The following is an 18020-nucleotide window of genomic DNA, read 5'->3' on the forward strand; positions in this document are numbered from 1 at the left end:
ACCCGGACTCCTTACTTCTCGCCCTTGATGGCGAGGGCTTGTTCCAGTTCGTCGCGGATGGCGTCGGCTCCGGACTTGCGGTAGTTGGTGACGGCTTCGTCCCAGGCGGAGAGGTCGGCGCGGCCGAGTTGGATGTCCTTGGTGAGGGCGTCCATGCGGGTGTCGAGGACCTTGCCCTTGGTGGACTGGGTGGGTGAGTAGAGGCCGTACGCCGGCGGCAGGATCGCTGTCGGGAGGACGGCTTTCAGATGGTTGTACGCCATGTCGACGGCCTCGGGATGCCCGGGGAAGTACGCGGGGTACGGACCGTCGGCCAGGTACTGGACCGGGAACTCGCCGAGGCACACCTCGCTCCCGCCGTCCTTGGTCAGCTGCGGATCGGTCCCGTTCAGCGTGTAGTGCCGCCCGGGCAGGCCGAACTTGCGGAACAGGTACTCCTCGGTCCCGAACGGCGCCGCGAACCAGTTCAGGATCCGCAGCAGCGCCTTCGTCCGCTCCGGCGAGCTCGGCCGGATCGCGGCGATCGAGTTGTTCGGCGAGCCGAGCAGCACCCGTCCGACCTGCCCGTCGTCGGAGCGCGGCACCGGGATCGCGATGCTGAAGTTCTTGTTCGTCGCGCGCCGGTAGAAGCTCTGGATCGACGAGTACGTGTCCTGCGTCATCACCGCGGAGCCCTGTGTGAACCAGACCTTCTGGTTGTTCTTCGCGACCCCGTCCGGATGGATCAGGCCGTCCTTCACCATCTGCCGGGTGATCGCCAGCATCTCCTTGTGCTCCGGCAGCTCTCGGCTGTGCACGAGCTTCCCGTCGCGCACCTCCCATCCGTTCGGCAACCGAAGCATCGCGCTGACCGCCGCCGTCGGCGGTACGGCGAAACCCCACCGGTTCTTCTTGCCGTCGGTGACGGCCTTCGCCACCTTCACCAGCTCGTCGACGGTCGGCGACCCGATCTCGACGCCGAACTGGTCGAGCAGGTCCTGCCGGACCAGCAGGGTGTTCGTCGACATCACGCCGCGCTGGATCGGCACCGCCCGGATACCGCCCGAGAAAACACAGCCCCGCCACGACGCTTGCGGCGCGTTCGCCAGGAACGGGTACTCGAGGATCGCGTCCCCGGACAGGTACTCGGTCAGGTCCTGCGCCCGCGCCTCCAGGAACTGCGGCAGGTATGCGAAGCCGCCGTCCACGTTGAACAGGTCGCCCAGCGTGTCACCGGCCACCGCGGTGGCGAACTTGTTCGGGTAGTCGGCCGCCGCCGTGATGGTCAGTTCCAGCGGCGAACCGAGCCGCCGGTTCAGTTCCTGCCAGTACGGGTTGCGGTCGGCCGTCGGCGGGATCGGGTTCGACGTCAGCGTCGAGCCCACGACGTCGCTCCCGTCCCCCGGCGTACCGCTGGTCACCTTCGTCGGGTTCGCCGGGAAGCGGTAGAAGCAGTCCGGCATCAGCGGGTGACTGCGCGGCAGATCCGGCTTGGGGCCGTCGAAGCGTTTGTACGTCGGGAGCGCGACCGGCTTGTTCAGCGCCGCGATGTCGGTGGACCGGGTCACCGTCGAGCACCCGGTCACGCCGACCGCCGCGGCGGCCAGCGATCCGCCGAGGAACGTCCTTCTGCTGAACGTCATCCCTTCACCGCCCCGGTCAGCATGCCCTTGGCGAAGTGCCGTTGCAGGAACGGGTACACGATCAGGATCGGCACCAGCGACACCACGAGGATCGCCATCTGGATCGACTCCTGCGGCGGCAGCTGGTCGGCCGCCGCGCCGCCGAGGTCACCGCTGCTCAGCTCGGTGTTGTTGACGACGTACGTGCGCAGGACCAGCTGCAACGGCCATTTCGCGGTGTCGTTGATGTAGAGCATCGCGTTGAAGAACGCGTTCCAGTAGCCGACCGCGTAGAACAGCCCGACCACCGCCAGCACGGCCCGGGACAGCGGGAGCACGATCGACCAGAAGATCCGGAAGTCGCCGGCGCCGTCGATCCGGGCCGAGTCGAGCACCGAGTCCGGGATGCCCATGAAGAACGAGCGCAGCACGATCACGTTGAAGCCGCTGATCGCCGTCGGCAGGATCAGCGCCAGCAACGAGTCGAGCAGCCCGAACTCCTTCACCACCAGGTAGTTCGGGATCAGGCCCGGGCTGAACAGCAGGCTGAACAGCACGATCATCAGGATCGGCTTCTGCCCGAACGAGCCCGGCCGGCTGAGCGAGTACGCCAGCATCGTGGACCCGGCCAGGCTGATCAGCGTGCCGCCGGTGGCGATGACCACGCTGACCAGCAAGGCCCGCTGGACGACCCCGCCGTTGAAGATCGATCTGTACGCGTCCAGGTTGAGGCCGTCCGGCCAGAGCACGAACCCGCCGGAGTTCGTGACGTGTTCCTGGCTGGCGATGCTGGTCGCGATCACACCGATGAACGGGATGATGACGACCGCGCAGCAGATCAGCAGCACGACGCCCTTCACCGCCCGTGTGGGCGCGCCGGGACCGTCGTCGATCCCCTTCGTCTGTACGAGACTCATTTCTTGTACACCCCCGCTTCGCCGAAGATGTGGGCGATCTTGTTGGCGCCGATCACCAGGGCGACGCCGACCAGGCCCTTCACGAGTCCGACCGCGGCGGAGACGCCCCATTGGCCGGCCAGGACGCCGTTGTTGTAGACGTAGGTGTCGAGGACCTCGCTCGCCGGTCTCCCGACCAGGTTCTGCTGCAGGATGATCTGCTCGAAGCCGACGGTCAGCGAGTCGCCGAGCCGCAGGATCAGCAGCAGGATGATCAGACCGCGGATCCCGGGCACCGTGACGTGCCACAGCTGCCGCCAGCGGGAGGCGCCGTCGACACGGGCCGCCTCGTACAACCCGGGATCGATCTGGGTCAGCGCGGCCAGGAACAGGATCGTCCCCCAGCCGGTGTCCTTCCAGATCACCTGGCTCGTGAGCAGCGCGATGAAGCCGTCCGGGTTGCCGAGGAAGTCGATCGTGCCCAGCCCGTGCTCGCGGAGGAAGTTGTTGATCAGCCCGCTGCCGCCGAGAATCTGCTGGAAGATCGCGATCACGATCACCCAGGACAGGAAGTGCGGCAGGTACAGGACCGACTGCACGACCCGCTTGATCCGCTCGGACAGCAGGCTGTTCAGCAGCAGCGCCAGCGCGATCGGCGCCGGGAACACGAAGATCACCTGGACGAGCGTGATCAGCAGCGTGTTCTTGAGCGCGTTCAGGAACTCCGGGTCGCCGTTGAAGATCACCGCGAAGTTGTCCAGCCCGACCCACGCGCTGCGGCCGAGCGGCACGAACGGCAGGTACTCCTGGAACGCGATCAGGTTCCCGAGCAGGGGCAGGTAATGGAACACCAGCAGCAGCGCCAGCCCGGGCAGGGCCATCAGCAGCAGGATCTTGTCCCGGCGGGCCCGCGCCCACCAGGACAGCGGTTTGCCGCTCGCGCTGAGCCGGGGCGGTGCGGACCTACTGTCCGTAGCCGCGCCCGGCGGTCCGGAGCCGGTCGGTTCGCCGGCCGTGGTCTGCCGGCTGGGGATTCGGTCTGTTTGAGCCACGCGACACTCCCAGGGTCGTCGCCCCCCACGGTGGAGAGCGCTTTCCGTTCTCCTGTGTTCGACTGTGTCGCGTCTTGGGGAGTCGCGCAGCTTCGGTCGGAGTGTCTGGCCGAAACCGGCTCAGCCCCGGTGGTGCCAGCGGGTCTCGGCGGCGCCGCGGCGGGCGAGGTGTTCGAGGTGGGCGCGGGCCATCCGCACGGTCTGCAGGTTGATACCGCCGTACGCCCCCAGCTCGGTACCGATGGCTTCGGCCAGGTTACGGACAGTCAGCGAACCCTTGTTCCTGAGCAGCTGGGCGGTGAGTCCGTCGACGCCGGCGACCCACTCGAGGCTCTCCTCGATGAGCTTCCGGCCGGCGGTCGCGTCCATCGCGTCGCCGTGCGACGGTACGAGCACGTCGAAGTCGAGCTCCAGGAGCCGGGTCAGCCCGTTCGTGTAACGCGTGACGTCGGTGTAGAGCGGCGCCAGCCAGACCGAGCTGTCGAGGTACGGCCGGCCGCGACCCTGCACGTCGTCGAAGGTGAACAGGGTCCGCGAGGTCTCGTCGAGTACGGCGATGTGCCCGGGACTGTGGCCGCTGGTCGTGATCACTTGCAGCGGCCGCTCACCCGGCAGGCGATCGCCGTCGCGCAGCAGGAGGTCGATCCGGACCCGGTCGTCCAGCATCTCCAGCAGTTCGGTCCGCTCGGCCTCCGAGAGGTCCAGCGTGTCCGGATCCGAACCCCACAGCTCGGTCAGCAACCGCTCGTTGTCCTCCAGCCACCCGGCCTCCAGCGCGGGCGCCGCGAGTCGGGCGCCGCTGTGCTTGCGCAGCACGGCGTTGCCGCCCATATGATCGGGGTGCGCGTGGCTGTTGACGACCAGGGTGAGGTCCGACAACCCGAGGCCCAGGCCCGCGAGCTCGGGCGCCGTCGTCGACTCGGGAGTCGACGCGATACCCGCATCCAGCAGCACCAGCTCGGAGCCGGCGTCGATCACGTGCAGCCACAGCGGCAGTCCGCACACATGCGGGTAGTCGGTCGCCAATCGGTGGATCCCCGGTGCGATCTCGGTAGGCATGTCTCACCGTCCCTTGAAGATTCCGGTCCGCCGTTCCGCGAACGCCGCTCGCCCTTCAGCGGCGTCGTGGGTGCCGAGGGCAACCGCCTGCAGCTCGCGCTCGTACTGGATGGCGGCCTCCAGCCCCATCGACCAGGCCGCACGCAGGTTCGCCTTCGCCGCGGCGGCCGCGACCGGCGGGCGGGCGGCGATCCGGTGCGCCAGCTCGGTGGCTGTCGGCAACAGGTCGTCCGGGGCCACGATCTTGCTGACCAGGCCGATCCGCAGCGCCTCGATGGCGTCGATCGGATCGCCGGTGAGCAGCAGCGTCGCCGCGTCACTCGCCGGCACCGAGGCGGCGAGCAGCGCCGTCACTCCCCCGCCGCCGATCCAGCCGAGCTTGATCTCGGCCGCCGCGAAGCTCGCGGTCGACGAGGCCAGCCGGATGTCGCACGACAGCGCGAGCTCCAGGCCGCCGCCGTACGCGTACCCGTTGACCGCCGCGATCACCGGCGTCCGCAACGAGCGCAGCGCGTCGCAGTAGTCGCGCCGGTTCCGGAAGTGCCACGGGCCGTCGTACCGGTCGAGCTCGCCGATGTCGCTGCCGACCGAGAAGGCCCGCTCGCCCGCGCCGGTCACCACGACCGCACGGATCGACGGGTCCTCGTCGATGCGCGGGATGAGCTCGAGCAGCTCGGCGCTCATCGATCGGGTGGCCGCGTTCAGCTTCGCGGGCCGGTCGAGCGTGAGCACGCCGACGTACCCGTCCTGGTCGAAGCGGATCCGGCCGCCGTCCCCCGAGCCGCTAGCCATTGCGCACCTTCTTGAAGTCGTCCTCGATCCGGTCCACCGCGGCGCTCAGATCGTCGTCGTTGCCGAGCAGCTCCCGCACCCGCTCGGACAGCTCGTCCTGGAACCCGATCCAGCCGTCGAACCGCGGCCGGACGTACGACGTCCGCACGGTCTCGAGCGTGGCGGAGTAGTGCCCGTTCCACGCCTGGTCCACCTCCGGCGACTCCCACACGGCGGTAGTCGCCGACTGTCCACCCACCGCGGACAGCTCCAGCTGCGTCTGTACGTCGAGCAGACCGCGAACGTACTTCGTCACGGCAAGCACCTTCGAGTACGCCCGCGGCGTCACCGCCAGACCGGTCCCACCGAGCGTGCCGTTCCCCGACGAGTCCTGATCGAACAGCCGAGGCGCAGCCGACCAGGCGAGCGTGTGTCCGTAGTAGGCATAGCTGTAAACCAGCGGACAGCACTCAGCCTCCCCAGCCACCAGCAACTCGTGAATGCCGATCGGGTCCAGGTCGGCCGCACTCTGATCACTGCGTCGCCACACCGCACGCAACAACTCCAAAGCCGCAACGCCACGTTGCCTGTCCAGCAGCGTGTGTCCACTGCGGTCTCCTGCAAGACCCAGCAGCATCAACCCCGCATGTGGGCCTGCGACGCACAGAACGACACCGGACAGCCGCAGTACGTCGGACCAGGCTGCAGGCGGGGTAGCGAGGTCCGGCCGGTACACGCACGTTTGGGTCGCAGCATCCAACGGCAACGCCCACCCATGCCCCTCCAGCTGATAACTCGACCACGTCGGCGGCACGGCCCGCGACTCCCACAACGCCAGGTCGTCGGGCGAGAACACGTCCTCCACCGGCAGTACGGCGCCTGCCTCGATCGCCGCGCCCAGTCCCGGGTGGTCGATCACCAGCAGGTCGTACTGCCCGGCCAGCTCCACCAACGGTGTCGACTCGAACCCGGACAGCGGCTGCCGGTCCCACTCGACCTGGACCTCCGGGTGTGAGAACACCTTCAGCGGCCGATAGCCCCTCGGGTGGTCCCAGGTCAGTCCGCGCAACACCACCGTCACGGCGCGACCACCGCGCCCGACTCCAGTAACGCCTGGCGCCTCGCCGGTGAGACGCCGAGCTCCGACAACAGCTCGTCGGTGTGCTCACCGACCAGCGGAGCGGGCCGGTGTACCTCGGCAGGTGTCCGGCTGAAGCGGTACGGGAATCCCGGTGTCGTCACGGTGCCCTCGGTCGGGTGCTCGTACGTCACGAACGACTCGTTGTGCAGCACCTGCGGGTCCGTGCGCAGGTCGTCGTACGACAGCACCGGACCGCACCACACGCCACGCTCACGAAGCTTGAGCATCCAGTGCTCGGTGGACTCCCGTCGCAGTGCCGTCGACACCGCGGCAGCGATCTCGTCGCGGCGGGCGAACCCGTCGCGCTCCGCGTCCAGTCCGGCCAGCTGTGGCGCGTCCAGCACCTCCGCCAGCACCGGCAGGTTCGCGAACGCCAACGAGATGTAGCCGTCGGCAGTCGTGAAGATCCCGTACGGCGCACGAATGTAGCTGTGCGCGTGGACCTCCTCGGAGCGCGTCTGCGGTACGCCGCCGACGGTGTGCACCGACAGCTCCTGCATCTGCAGGGCGATCACCGCGTCCAGCATGTTCACCTGGACGAGCTGCCCCTCGCCGGTACGCTCCCGATGCAGCAGCGCGGCCAGCACGCCTTCGAACGCGCTGTACGCCGTGACCGCGTCGGCCAGGAAGTACGGCGCCGCGACGGGCGGCTCGTCAGGGCGGCCGGCGCTGAACAGCGCACCGCTCATCGCTTGCACCAGCAGGTCCTGTCCGGGCCACTCGGCGTACGGCCCGCTCTCGCCGTACCCGGAGATCGAGACGTAGACCAGTGAGGGCTTCAGTGCCCGCAGCGTGTCGTAGTCGACGCCGAGACGGGCTGCTACGCCGGGCCGGTAGTTCTGGAGGAACACGTCCGACGTGCGCACCAAGTCGTACAGGAGCTCGCGGCCCTCTTCCGACTTGAGGTCGACGGCCAGACTGCGCTTGTTGCGGTTCAGCGACAGGAAAGACGCGTTGACCTCGTTGCCCGCGGCGCCGCCGGCGGACGTGTGCCGCTGCCATTCGCCGGTCACCGGCTCGACCTTGACCACGTCCGCGCCGAGGTCGCCGAGCCGCATCGCCGCCAGCGGGCCGGCCATCGCCACCGACAGGTCGAGAACCCGGTAACCGCCCAGGATGTTCATTGCGCCGTCCATCCCGCGTCGACCGGCAGGACCGCGCCGGTGACGAACGAGGCGTCGTCGCTGGCCAGGAACGCGATCGCGGCCGCCACTTCGGCCGGCTGCCCGATCCGGCCGAGCGCGTGGTGGCGGTCGACCATGGCCCGCATGGCGCCCGGGTCGTCCTCGCCGCCGACCTTGCCGTTGCGGATCAGCGGGGTGTCGATGAGGCCAGGCGCCACGCAGTTCGCGCGGACGCCGGCGCGACCGTGGTCGAGGGCCATCGCGCGGGTCAGGTTCTCGACGCCGGCCTTCGCCGCGCAGTACGCCGACCTGTTCCGCTCGCCGACCGTGCCGATCGCGGACGAGATCGTCACGATCGCCCCGCCGCCCTGCGCGATGAACCGCGGCAGGACGGCCCGGCACGAGTTGTAGACGCCGGTCAGGTCGACGTCGAGAATCGTCCGCCACTCGTCCGGGGAGGTGTTCGGCACGGTGTCGCAGACATCCACACCAGCAGCACTCACCAACACATCAACCCGCTCGAGCCCCGAGACCACCTCCACCGTCCGCTCGAGATCCGTCACATCGAGCTCGAACGCCTGCGCACCGATGTCGGCGGCCAGTTCCTGGGCGGCCGCGCGGTTGCGGTCGCAGATGATCACCTCGCCGCCCTCGGCGACGATGCGGTGGGCGGTGGCCGCGCCGATCCCGGAGGCTGCTCCGGTGATCAGCGCGACCTTGCCCTTGAACCTTTCGGTATCCATGAACTCTCTAGGGCTTCTCGTAGGGGAAGGACGGCAGCACGCCGATCTGGTCGTACTGCATCTTGGAGTCGTCGAAGCCGGCCTCCCAGCTGACGTTCGCGAACGTGTCGCACGGTCCGGCGGACGGCCCGTGGTACGGGTCGCTCTCGGTGTCGGTGACCTTGATGTCGGAGAACGCGAACCCGCAGCCGCCGAAGTCCATGTGTACGCCGTACGGCTTGGCGTCCGGCATCGACGGATCCGCGTTCGCGTCGTCGATGACCAGCTGGGAGACGGAGGCGTCCGGCGTGTACGGCGGCTCGTTGCGGACGCCGTACGCGTAGAACGGACCGGTGTCGCCGCTGTCCTGCGCGAGGTGCGAGAGCCGGACGAACTTGACGGTGTTGCCGCCGGTGTAGTTGTCCGCGTTCGGGATCTCCGGCCGGGACTCGATGCTGATGCCGTACCGGGCGCCGTGCTCGACGACGGTGTGGCTCACCTCGTTGCCGCCGCTGTTCATGATCTCGACGCCGGCCGAGTCACCGGGAACCAGCTCGCCGATGTGGTGGATGTAGTTGTTGGTGAACGTGTTGCCATGGGCAACGTCACCTTCGCCTGGCCAGCCGCCCTCGATCTTGATGCCGTCGTTGCCGAGGTGCTCGAGCAGGCTGTCCGAGACCGTGGTCCGCTCGTTCGCGAACAGCAGCTCGATCGCGGTGAACCCGATCTGCTGGATGTGCAGCCTGGTGAGCTTCACGCCTCGGGTGTTCGTGAGCGTGATCGCGCCCCACCGGTTCCGCGGCAGTTCGATCTGGGTGTCGTACTTCGGGTACTTGTGCTTGACCCCGGAGTCACCCGTCCCGTTCCAGCCGTACCGGTACCAGTCCATGAAGTCGGTGTGCTGAATGGTCAGACCGTCGAGTGTCAGGTTCTCCACCCGCCGATTCGGCGACGCGCCCTCGAGTGAGAACACCTGGGTCTGCGTCGGCCGGTAGACCTTGACGCCGTCCATCGTCCCGCCGGCGGGCTTGTAGTACAGCGTCTTCGCCGGGTAGTCCAAGTAGTACTCACCGGCCTGGTCGAGCAGGCTCAGCGAGTTCTGCACGAAGTACCGCGAGCCACCGCCGGAGTTGATGAAGCCGTAGCGCGCCGGGTAGACCAGCGTGGTCCGCTTCTTGGTGAAGTTGATGTCGAGCATCGGGATGGTGTCGGTGAACCACGACCACGAGCCGCCCGACCACACCGTCACCTGCGCCGGCCACGACGTACCGAGCCGCAGGTCCCATGACGGGTCGATGTCGCCGCTGTTGAACCCGAGCTGGTCGCGGACCGCTTCCTTGGTCGGGTCGAACAGGATGGACCGCAGGTACGGCGCCCACTTGTCGTCGGCCGCCCGGTTCGGGTACCGGGCGGTCGTCGCGCGCTTGCCCTCGGCGTACAGGCTGTAGAACGGCTGGCTGATGTCCACCGGCGCCTTGAAGATGCCGTCCTTGTACGGCGTCCACCCGGTCACCTCCCGCCCGGCCTCGAAGACCGCCTTGCCCGGACCGTCCGCGCTCCGGTAGGTCACCCCGGAGTCGCGGTCGTCGAAGGTGATCGTCTTGTCGACCTGGTACATCCCGGCCTTCAGGTTCACCACCGGCGTGCACTCGGCGTGCGCCGTGATCCGCAACGCGTCCCGCGCGTGCTCCACGGTCTTCCACGGCTTCCGCTCGGTCCCCGGGCCCTGGTCGTTGCCGTCCGGCGACACCCATTTGGAGCCACAGTCCTGCGTCGGCGCCGCGGTTCCCACCGCGGAGCCTGCGCCGACCACAGCCAGCGCAGCACCCACGACTACTCCCACGAGCAGTTTCATCGCGAGCTCACCGCCCCGCGACGTCGTACGGGAAGGACGGCAGTACGCCGATCTTGTCGTACTCCATCTTCGACGCGTCGAAGCCGGTCACCCAGTTGGCGTTCGTCACCTCGTTGCACTTGTACGACTGGTACTTGTCGTCGGTGACGGTACCGACCTCGACGTTGCTGAAGGCGAACCCACAGCCGCCGGCGTCCATGTGAACGCCGCGCGTTCCGCCCGCGTCGGGCATCGACGGGTCCGGGATCACGTCCCCGACGACCAGCTGGTCGACCGTGTTCTGGACCGGGTGCGGCTCCTGGTTGTCGACGCCGTAGGTGTAGAACGCGCCCATGTCGCCGCTGTCCAGGCCGAGCTGCTCCAACCGGATGTACTTGAAGCTGTTGCCGGACGCGTACTGGTCGCCGTCCTTCACCTCGGGCCGGGACTCCAGGCTGATGCCGTAGCGCGCACCGTGCTTGACCTCGATGTTCGAGATCGTGTTGTTGCCGGTGTCCATCAGCTCGACGCCGGCCGAGTCGCCGGGGACCAGCTCGCCGATGTGGTCGATGAACACGTTCGAGATCGTGTGGTGGTTGCTCAGGTCGCCTTCACCCGGCCAGCCGCCCTCGACCTTGATGCCGTCGGCGCCGATGTTCTCCAGCAGGCTGTCGGTGATTCTGGTGTGGTCGTTGGCGAACAGCAGATAGATACCGGTGAAGCCGGTGTCGGACAGGTGCAGCCGGCTCAGGTCGATGTTGCTCGTGTTCGTCAGCGTGATCGCACCGAACCGGTTCCGCGGCATCTCGATCTGCCGGTCGTACTCCGGGTACTTGTGCTCCACGCCGGCGTCGCCACCGGCCACCCAGCCGTTGCGGTACCAGCTGACGAAGTCGGAGTACTGCACGCCCAGCCCGTCGAACGTGACGTCGTGCAGCCGGTCCTGCGGCGACTTGCCGGCCAGGTTGAGCACGGTCTTCACCGTCGGCCGCAGCACCTTGACGCCGTCCATGGTGCCGGCGCGCGGCTTGTAATAGACCTCACCGGCCTTGTTGTCGACGTAGTACTCCCCCGCCTGGTCCAGGAAGCTCAGCGAGTTCTGGAAGAAGTAGCGGGAGCCGCCGCGGCTGTTGACCATCGCGTAGCGCGTCCAGTACTTCAGCGTGGTCTGGGTCTTCTTGAAGTTGGTGTCCAGCAGCGGGATGGTGTCGGTGAACCAGGACCAGGAGCCACCGGACCAGATCGTCACCGACGCCTGGCTCATGTCCCAGCTGGGGTCCCAGTCACCAGGCTTGCCCCACAGCCAGTTGTGGACGTCCATCTTGTCCTCTTCGTAGAGGATCGACGTCATGTACGGCGACCAGGTGTCGTCGCTGCCCCGGTTCGGGTAGCGGGCGTTGGTCGCGCGCTTGCCGTCCTCGAAGAGCGTGTAGAACGGCTTGGACGCGTCGAACTTGGCCTTGTAGATGCCGTTCTGCGTCGGGGTCCAGCCGGTGATCTCCTCGGCGCCTTGCAGCTGCGCCTTTCCGGGGCCGTCGACGCTGCGGTACACGACGCGGTGGCCGTTCTTCCCGGAGTCCTGCTCGTTCAGGTCGATGGTGGACGCGACCGGGTAGTCGCCGGCCTTCAGGTTGACCGTGATGTCGCAGTTCATCCGGTCGTTGAGGTGCTTGTTCCGGATCTCGTCACGGGCCCGGGTGACCGTCTTCCACGGTTCCTTCTCGGTGCCCTTGGCGGCGTCGTCGCCGTTCGGCGCGACCCAGAAGGTGTTGCAGTCGACGGCACCGGCGGGCTGGGCGTTGAATTGGATGGCGGCGACCGTCACCAGGGCAGCCGCGACCACCCCGGCGCCGACGCTGAGCGTCGTACGCCTGGTTCTCTTGGACATTTTGGGCGGGGTCCTCTCGGGGGTCAGTGATTCCCGTTCTGGCTGCGCCAGTGCTCGTACTCGAGCCGGGTCTTCTCGTTCAGGGGGTAGTAGTCACGCAGCGGGGCGCCCTCGTCGATGCGGCGCCGGCTGAACTTCTCCCACTCGTCGTGCTCGGCGGCCGCCGCGATGACGGACTCGGCACGCCGGCGGGGGACGACGACCGCACCGTCGTCGTCGGCGAGCACCAGGTCCCCCGGCAGCGTGAGGACGCCGCCGACCGCCACCGGGACGTTGTACGCCCACGGGAACAGTTCGGACTGGGACGCGTAGTGCGGGGTGGCTCCGGTGGACCAGATCGGGACGTCGAGCTGCGACACCCGCGGTACGTCGCGGATCCGGCCGTCGACGACGATGCCGGCTCCGCCGCGGAGCTTGAAGTAGCGGACCAGCATGTCGCCGAAGCAGCCCGTGGTGTGGCTGCCGTACGCCTGGACCACCAGGACGTCGCCGGGCTGGATCTCGTCGAGCACGGCCCACAGCGCCGTACTGCGCTCGATGTACTCCTGCGTCTGCCCGTCGGCGATGTCCTCACGCTGCGGCATGAACTGCAGGGTCAGCGCGCGGCCGACCACCTTCTTGCCGGGAAACATGCTGGTCGGACCGTCGACGAAGGTCCGGCGGATGCCCTGGTTGTGCAACCGGGCGCAGGCGGTGGCCGACCCGATCTCGGACAGCCGCGCGACCAGGTCGGGATCCGGCGCCGGCGGGGTGTCGCCGCGCACCGGCAGATCCCAGACCGGCGTCACCGGAGCTTGTTCCGTGCTGCTCATATGTCTCCTCGGTACTCGATCAGTCAAGCGCCAGATGTGCGGCGCGGTAGGTGTTTCTGGTCAGCCGCAGGTCCAGCCGGATGGTCCGGCCCGGCGGCATCGTCACTTCGAGTCTGTTGCTGCCGACAACGACCGTGCGCGTCCCCGGCTCCGGCGGCCGCGACGTGTACGCCGGGGACGGCCCGGGGTACTCCCCGGTCGCGGTGGACACCGTCGCCTCGTCGATCCGGTCCGTGCCGAAGCTGCCGGCCTGCACGATCACGCGACGGGTCTGCGTCGCGGACAGGTTGACCAGCTGGAGTCCGGTGCGGTCGGGCTCGACCGTGTCCACGAGTGCCGCGACGTCCGGCGGCAGTCCGGGCCGTCCGCGGTCGGCGTCCAGGTACAGGACACGCATCGGGAGCAGGCCGCCGTTGTAGAGCAGTTGCGGCGTACCTGTCGTCAGCTGCAGCAGCGCTTCGGTGGCGACCGGGTTGTGCCGCTGCCAGTGGTGGATGTTCATCTCGGCCGGGTCGACGGTGTCGACGGCCATCAGGTCCATCCGCCGCTGCACCTGCGACAGCGCGACGCCCAGCATCGCCTCCGGGTAGCCGGGGTTGTCGCCGGCCAGGTACGCGAGCCAGGGCGCCTCGTGACCGGCGTCCTCCTTGTTGCGGAAGTCGCGGACGGTCCGCCAGTCGTAGCCGCTGCGCTCCCGCAGCTGGACCAGCCGCTCGCGGTCGCCCGCTTCGAACGACGCCTGCCACAACCACATCGGCAGTCCGAGCTGCGGCGGCTGGTAGTCGAACCAGCCGTCGTCGTTGTGCCGGTTCGGGATCAGCAGCGTCGGGTTCGCGCAGTCCTCGCCGAGCTCGGCCTCCCAGCGGTCGCGGATGCTCATCTCGGTGTCGTCGACAGCACCGCTGACGCCACGCTCGTACAGGTGGTCGAGCAACTGCCGGGCGAAGTCCAGCCGCTTCTGATCACCCGTGAGTACGGCGCCGTTCAGCGCGGCGACGCAGGCGGCCGAGCCGACGCTGTACACGCCGTGCGGCCAGTTCCAGCCGTAGTTGCCGCCGTACCAGCGGCCGTCGTGCAGTTCGCCGACGATGCCGTTGGGGCCGACGTTGTCGGGCAGCAGACCGCCGTTGGCCTTGGCGCGCTCCTCCCAGGCGTCCAGGTACTCCAGGGTCCACGCGGCGAAGCGGTCGCTGTGGTCGTACAGCCAGGCGTTCGCGGTCAGCGTGGTCGCGGCCAGGTTGACTGCGGTGTCACCAGCACCGAGTCGGCGGATCATCTCCGCGCCCATCAGGTCCGCGTTGTCCTTCAGGTCGTCCCAGCCTGAGATGCCCGGCACACCGGACAGCGGGAGCCCGAAGACACGCATCCGCTCCTGGTTGGTGCCGAACGTCCGCCACTCGTCGTTGATCCCCCACCGTGGACCGCCGGCGCCGTTGTGCGGTGCACGGATCGTCCTGGTCGCGGGATCGTAGTTACCGGTGGGCGAACCGGGGAGGTACAGCTCGGCGAACCGGTACGCGCGCTCGCGGAACACCTCGTCGGTCGGATCCGCCGCACACAGCGAGTAGAAGAAGATCATCGACTCGCCGATGTGGAACCAGTCGTACCCGCGCTCGAACTCGTCGACCAGGAACCCCAGGTCGGTGAGCTGCCGGGTGACACCTTCCCAGTGCCACTTCGACACGTCGATCAGGTCGTCCGCGCCGCCCAGCTGGTAGAGCACCGGCCAGTTCACGAACGCCTCGTAGAAGTCGTCGGCGCCGTCCCGGCTCTGCATCGGGCCGGCGTACCGCAGGCCGCCGTCCGGCAGGCAGTAGCGTTCCCGGAACAGCCACCAGCCCTCGTCCATCACGTCGAACAGCCGGCGCTGCATGATCGCCCACGCGGGCGGCGTGCCGATCGGGGTCTCGGCCAGGACCGTGGTCTGCGTGGAATTCTTCGGGGTCATCCCTTGGTCGCTCCCGCGGTCAGGCCGCTGATCACGTGCCGCTGGAGCAGCACGAAGACCACCAGCAACGGAGCCACTGCGAGCAGCAGCGTCGGGAACACCACCGTGTAGTCGGTGGAGTACTGGCTCACGGCGGCGTAGACACCGGTCGTCACGGTGTAGAGGCCGCTGCCGGGGCCGAGGATGATCTGCGGGTTCACGAAGTCGTTCCACACCGAGAAGGTGTTCAGGATGACCATCGTGACCACGGCCGGTTTCATCAGCGGGAACACGATCGACCAGAACACCCGGTGCTTGCCGGCGCCGTCCACCGCGGCCGCCTCGTCGAGGCTGGCCGGGATCGTCATGATGTACCCGGCGTACAGGAAGATCGAGAACGGCAGCGTCAGGGTGGTCTCGAACAGCACGAACCCGGGGATCGTGCCCATCAGGCCGAGGAACTTCAGCGTGTACACGACCGGGATCACCAGCACCTGGCTGGGGATGAACGTCCCGGCGACGAACAGCAGCAGGAGCATCCGGTACCGGCGTTCGCTGCGCCGGGCGATCACGTACGACACCGGGCCGGCCAGCGCCACGGACAGCACGTTCACCGACACCACGAACAGGATCGTGACGGCGTACCCCTTGAGGATATTGAAGTCCGGGTTCGTCGCAGCCTTCCGCAGGTACTCCGTGCTCAGCTGGTCCGGCGACAGCGAGAACGGGTGCGCCAGGATGTCCTGCTGCGACTTGAACGCGCTGACGACCAGCAGGTACATCGGCACCAGCATCAGCACGCTCGTCACCACCAGGAACGCGACCCGTCCCCAGCCCTTGGTCTTCCACGGCTTGAACTGCACAGTGGCCACCCGAGGCATCCGGAGCGCGCTCATGCCTGCACCCCTCGGTCAGCGCGCGCCCGCAGCCGGGCGACGGTCAGTGCGAGTCCAGCCGTGACGACCATCAGTACGACGCTCTGCGCCGAGCCGAAGCCGAGGGCATTGTTGTGGAACGAGTCCCAGAGGATCAGGTACGCCGCGGTCTGCGTGGACCCGGCCGGGCCGCCACCCGTCAGCGACACCACCAGGTCGTACGTCTTCAGCAGCGTGACCAGCGACAGCACCAGGTTCACCGTGACGACAGGCGCCAGGGCGGGCAGCGTGACGTTGAAGAACGTCTGCCTGGTGGTTGCACCGTCGATCCGCGCAGCCTCGAGCAGGTCCTTCGACACCGTCTGCAGACCGGCCAGGTAGAGCACGACGTTCACACCGAACCCAGCCCAGACCAGTACGGCGATAAGACTCGCAAGAGCCCATTTCGGGTCAGACAGGAACGGTAGGACCTCAGCGCCCTTCGAGGTGAGCCAGCCGTTCACGACGCCCGACGTACCGAGCACGGCGCTCCACAGGAAGCCGACGACCAGTGCGCTCAGAACGTGCGGGTAGAACAGCACGATGCGGAAGAACGCGTTCAGCCGGGAGGCACCGTTCACCAGCAGCGCGAAGCCGAGCCCGAACACGCTGAGCAGGACCGTGCCGACAGCAGCGATCAGCAGCGTCACCCAGCCGGCCCTGATCGCTTCAGCGCTGTGCGTCAGGTTGACGTAGTTCTTGAGGCCGACGAACGCCGGGTTCGCGCTGTACCCGTCCCAGTCGGTCAGGCTGAGGTAGAGCGACAGACCGACCGGGACGACCAGCATGACGACGAACAGCGCCAGGGCGGGGCCGACCATACTGAGGGTGGTCAGACGGGCTCTCACGATTTCGAGCCCATCCAGCTGTCGATGCGGGCGGCGACGTCCTTCGCGCTCTTCCCCGTGTAGAGGCTCTGGACCGCCTTGTTCCACTCGCCGTTGAAGCCCTGCGGCAGCGTGTTCGCGCCGTACCCCTCACCCTGGGCGACCTGCTTCGGCGCCTGGTCGAGGATGTCCTGCACCTGCTTGCCGAGCGGCGACAACTTCTCGGTGTAGCCCTTGCGGAAGTTGCCGTCCTGCGCGAGCTGGCTCTGGACGGCGGTCTTGTCGGTGACCAGCCACTGCACCAGCTTCACCGAGAGGTCGCGCTGCTTGGTCGACTTCAGCACCATGTACGGCGCGGCCATCGTGACACCCTGCGGGCCGGGCGACGGCTGCCCCTTCTCGGTCGGGGCCGCGAACACACCCAGGTCGAACGTGGGCTTCGCGTCGTCGGCGGTCCGGACGAACCAGCTGCCCATGACATACATACCGGCCTTGCCGGACAGGAAGTTGGTCTGTGCGCCGACGTCCTTCAGACCGAGCGCGTTCTTGTCGACATACCCGTTCTTGATCCAGGACTCATAGCGCTCCAGCAGCGGCAGCATCGTCTCGCCGACCTTGGCCTGCTTGGAGTTGATCTGCTGGTACCAGTCCGGGTGCTTGGTCGCGATCGACGGGTCACTGAGCTGCAGCAGCTGCAAGCCGGTCACGTAGTCGCCGGCCGTCTGCAGCGGCAGGTAGCCGGCGGCCTCCAGCTTGCCCATCGCGGCAGTCAGCTCGTCCAGGTCCTTCGGCGGCGCGCTGATACCGGCCTTGGCGAAGGCGTCCTTGTTGTAGAACACCAGCGACTGCGCCTGCTGGCCGACACCGACCGTGTACACCTTGCCGTCCAGCGAGGCCTGCTCCACCAGCGGCGTGTCCTTGGTCCAGGCCTGGTCGGTCAGGTCGAGCATCTGCGGCGCCAGCACCTTGTCGGCCATCAGCGTCTCGACGACATCCGGCGCGTTGCCGGCCGCGAGCAACTGCGGCAGCGTGTCCTTCACACCCGACCCGGTCGGCGCCTCGATCTTCACGTCGACGCCCGGGTTGGCGTCCTCGAAGGGCTTGACCAGCCCCTCCCAGTAGCTCTTGGTGAGGTTGGGGGTGATGTTGACCAGCATCCGGACTTCGCCGGTGCTGTCACCGGCAGCACCCTTGTCGTCGCTGAAGCCGCCACCGCAGCCCGCCGCGCCCACCAGGATCACAACGGATGTCAGCAGGCCGAGCTTGCGCCCTGGTTTGCGTGCCGAACGAGCCATTTCCGGGTCCTCTCCAGATCGTCCCGGCGTCGGGGGCGGCCGGGCGTCGTTATCGAGTGACGATGCAGAGCGCCGCACCGAAGTGTCAACGTTTACGCGACAAAGTGGACGCTGTGAGTCAGAAGTCCGCGCCATATAGGGTTGGCAGAACACTGTG

15 protein-coding genes are annotated in these 18020 nt (G+C 67.9%); all 15 read right to left on the bottom strand.

Annotated elements, in window-relative coordinates; genetic code table 11:
• Positions 1-11: 11 nt before the first annotated feature.
• The 15 genes from AB0L64_RS29415 to AB0L64_RS29485 all read right to left on the bottom strand — a co-directional run bounded on the left by AB0L64_RS29415 (position 12) and on the right by AB0L64_RS29485 (position 17863).
• Positions 12-1622: an extracellular solute-binding protein gene (locus AB0L64_RS29415; protein ID WP_363715221.1), complete on the bottom strand. Its 1611-nt coding sequence runs from the start codon at positions 1620-1622 to the stop codon at positions 12-14.
• Positions 1619-2518 carry a carbohydrate ABC transporter permease gene (locus AB0L64_RS29420; RefSeq protein WP_359930089.1) on the bottom strand — a complete coding sequence of 300 codons (900 nt, stop codon included), beginning with the start codon at positions 2516-2518 and terminating at the stop codon, positions 1619-1621. Before AB0L64_RS29420 ends, AB0L64_RS29415 begins: the two co-directional genes overlap by 4 nt.
• Positions 2515-3549 (bottom strand): ABC transporter permease subunit, encoded by a 1035-nt coding sequence (locus AB0L64_RS29425; RefSeq protein ID WP_363715224.1) that lies wholly within the window; start codon positions 3547-3549, stop codon positions 2515-2517. Before AB0L64_RS29425 ends, AB0L64_RS29420 begins: the two co-directional genes overlap by 4 nt.
• A 120-nt stretch (positions 3550-3669) precedes the next feature.
• Entirely contained in the window at positions 3670-4608 is a 939-nt protein-coding gene (locus AB0L64_RS29430; RefSeq protein WP_363715226.1) for an MBL fold metallo-hydrolase, read from the bottom strand.
• 3 nt (positions 4609-4611) lie between these two features.
• Positions 4612-5400, bottom strand: coding sequence for an enoyl-CoA hydratase/isomerase family protein (locus AB0L64_RS29435; protein WP_363715228.1), 789 nt, complete (start codon positions 5398-5400; stop codon positions 4612-4614).
• Positions 5393-6460, bottom strand: a complete 1068-nt coding sequence (locus AB0L64_RS29440) for a hypothetical protein (RefSeq protein WP_363715230.1) — start codon at positions 6458-6460, stop codon at positions 5393-5395. The genes AB0L64_RS29435 and AB0L64_RS29440 overlap by 8 nt, the downstream gene beginning before the upstream one ends.
• Positions 6457-7644, bottom strand: a complete 1188-nt coding sequence (locus tag AB0L64_RS29445; RefSeq protein WP_363715232.1) for a CoA transferase — start codon at positions 7642-7644, stop codon at positions 6457-6459. Before AB0L64_RS29445 ends, AB0L64_RS29440 begins: the two co-directional genes overlap by 4 nt.
• Positions 7641-8387, bottom strand: a complete 747-nt coding sequence (locus tag AB0L64_RS29450) for an SDR family NAD(P)-dependent oxidoreductase (protein WP_363715234.1) — start codon at positions 8385-8387, stop codon at positions 7641-7643. The genes AB0L64_RS29445 and AB0L64_RS29450 overlap by 4 nt, the downstream gene beginning before the upstream one ends.
• Positions 8388-8394: 7 nt before the next feature.
• Positions 8395-10221 carry a right-handed parallel beta-helix repeat-containing protein gene (locus AB0L64_RS29455; RefSeq protein WP_363715236.1) on the bottom strand — a complete coding sequence of 609 codons (1827 nt, stop codon included), beginning with the start codon at positions 10219-10221 and terminating at the stop codon, positions 8395-8397.
• Between the two features lie 7 nt (positions 10222-10228).
• Complete coding sequence (locus AB0L64_RS29460; protein ID WP_363715238.1) at positions 10229-12088, bottom strand: right-handed parallel beta-helix repeat-containing protein; 1860 nt, start codon at positions 12086-12088, stop codon at positions 10229-10231.
• A 23-nt stretch (positions 12089-12111) separates the two neighbouring features.
• Positions 12112-12900, bottom strand: coding sequence for a hypothetical protein (locus AB0L64_RS29465; RefSeq protein WP_363715240.1), 789 nt, complete (start codon positions 12898-12900; stop codon positions 12112-12114).
• A gap of 19 nt (positions 12901-12919) precedes the next feature.
• On the bottom strand, positions 12920-14848 hold the full coding sequence (locus AB0L64_RS29470; protein WP_363715242.1) for a hypothetical protein: 1929 nt from the start codon (positions 14846-14848) through the stop codon (positions 12920-12922).
• Positions 14845-15723: a carbohydrate ABC transporter permease gene (locus AB0L64_RS29475; protein WP_363715244.1), complete on the bottom strand. Its 879-nt coding sequence runs from the start codon at positions 15721-15723 to the stop codon at positions 14845-14847. Before AB0L64_RS29475 ends, AB0L64_RS29470 begins: the two co-directional genes overlap by 4 nt.
• Entirely contained in the window at positions 15720-16589 is an 870-nt protein-coding gene (locus AB0L64_RS29480; protein WP_363715246.1) for a sugar ABC transporter permease, read from the bottom strand. Before AB0L64_RS29480 ends, AB0L64_RS29475 begins: the two co-directional genes overlap by 4 nt.
• The gene (locus AB0L64_RS29485) at positions 16586-17863 is read right to left on the bottom strand and encodes an extracellular solute-binding protein (RefSeq protein WP_363715249.1); all 1278 of its coding nucleotides are present in this window, start codon (positions 17861-17863) and stop codon (positions 16586-16588) included. Before AB0L64_RS29485 ends, AB0L64_RS29480 begins: the two co-directional genes overlap by 4 nt.
• Positions 17864-18020 lie beyond the last annotated feature (157 nt).

The sequence above is a fragment of the Kribbella sp. NPDC051936 genome (genome assembly GCF_040680955.1).
Lineage (GTDB): Bacteria > Actinomycetota > Actinomycetes > Propionibacteriales > Kribbellaceae > Kribbella.

Excerpts from the sequence above, each read along its gene's own strand:
- AB0L64_RS29415 (WP_363715221.1), bottom strand. The coding sequence starts at position 1,622 with ATGACGTTCAGCAGAAGGACGTTCCTCGGCGGATCGCTGGCCGCCGCG.
- AB0L64_RS29420 (WP_359930089.1), bottom strand. The coding sequence starts at position 2,518 with ATGAGTCTCGTACAGACGAAGGGGATCGACGACGGTCCCGGCGCGCCC.
- AB0L64_RS29430 (WP_363715226.1), bottom strand. The coding sequence starts at position 4,608 with ATGCCTACCGAGATCGCACCGGGGATCCACCGATTGGCGACCGACTAC.
- AB0L64_RS29435 (WP_363715228.1), bottom strand. The coding sequence starts at position 5,400 with ATGGCTAGCGGCTCGGGGGACGGCGGCCGGATCCGCTTCGACCAGGAC.
- AB0L64_RS29445 (WP_363715232.1), bottom strand. The coding sequence starts at position 7,644 with ATGAACATCCTGGGCGGTTACCGGGTTCTCGACCTGTCGGTGGCGATG.
- AB0L64_RS29450 (WP_363715234.1), bottom strand. The coding sequence starts at position 8,387 with ATGGATACCGAAAGGTTCAAGGGCAAGGTCGCGCTGATCACCGGAGCA.
- AB0L64_RS29455 (WP_363715236.1), bottom strand. The coding sequence starts at position 10,221 with ATGAAACTGCTCGTGGGAGTAGTCGTGGGTGCTGCGCTGGCTGTGGTC.
- AB0L64_RS29460 (WP_363715238.1), bottom strand. The coding sequence starts at position 12,088 with ATGTCCAAGAGAACCAGGCGTACGACGCTCAGCGTCGGCGCCGGGGTG.
- AB0L64_RS29465 (WP_363715240.1), bottom strand. The coding sequence starts at position 12,900 with ATGAGCAGCACGGAACAAGCTCCGGTGACGCCGGTCTGGGATCTGCCG.
- AB0L64_RS29470 (WP_363715242.1), bottom strand. The coding sequence starts at position 14,848 with ATGACCCCGAAGAATTCCACGCAGACCACGGTCCTGGCCGAGACCCCG.
- AB0L64_RS29475 (WP_363715244.1), bottom strand. The coding sequence starts at position 15,723 with ATGAGCGCGCTCCGGATGCCTCGGGTGGCCACTGTGCAGTTCAAGCCG.
- AB0L64_RS29485 (WP_363715249.1), bottom strand. The coding sequence starts at position 17,863 with ATGGCTCGTTCGGCACGCAAACCAGGGCGCAAGCTCGGCCTGCTGACA.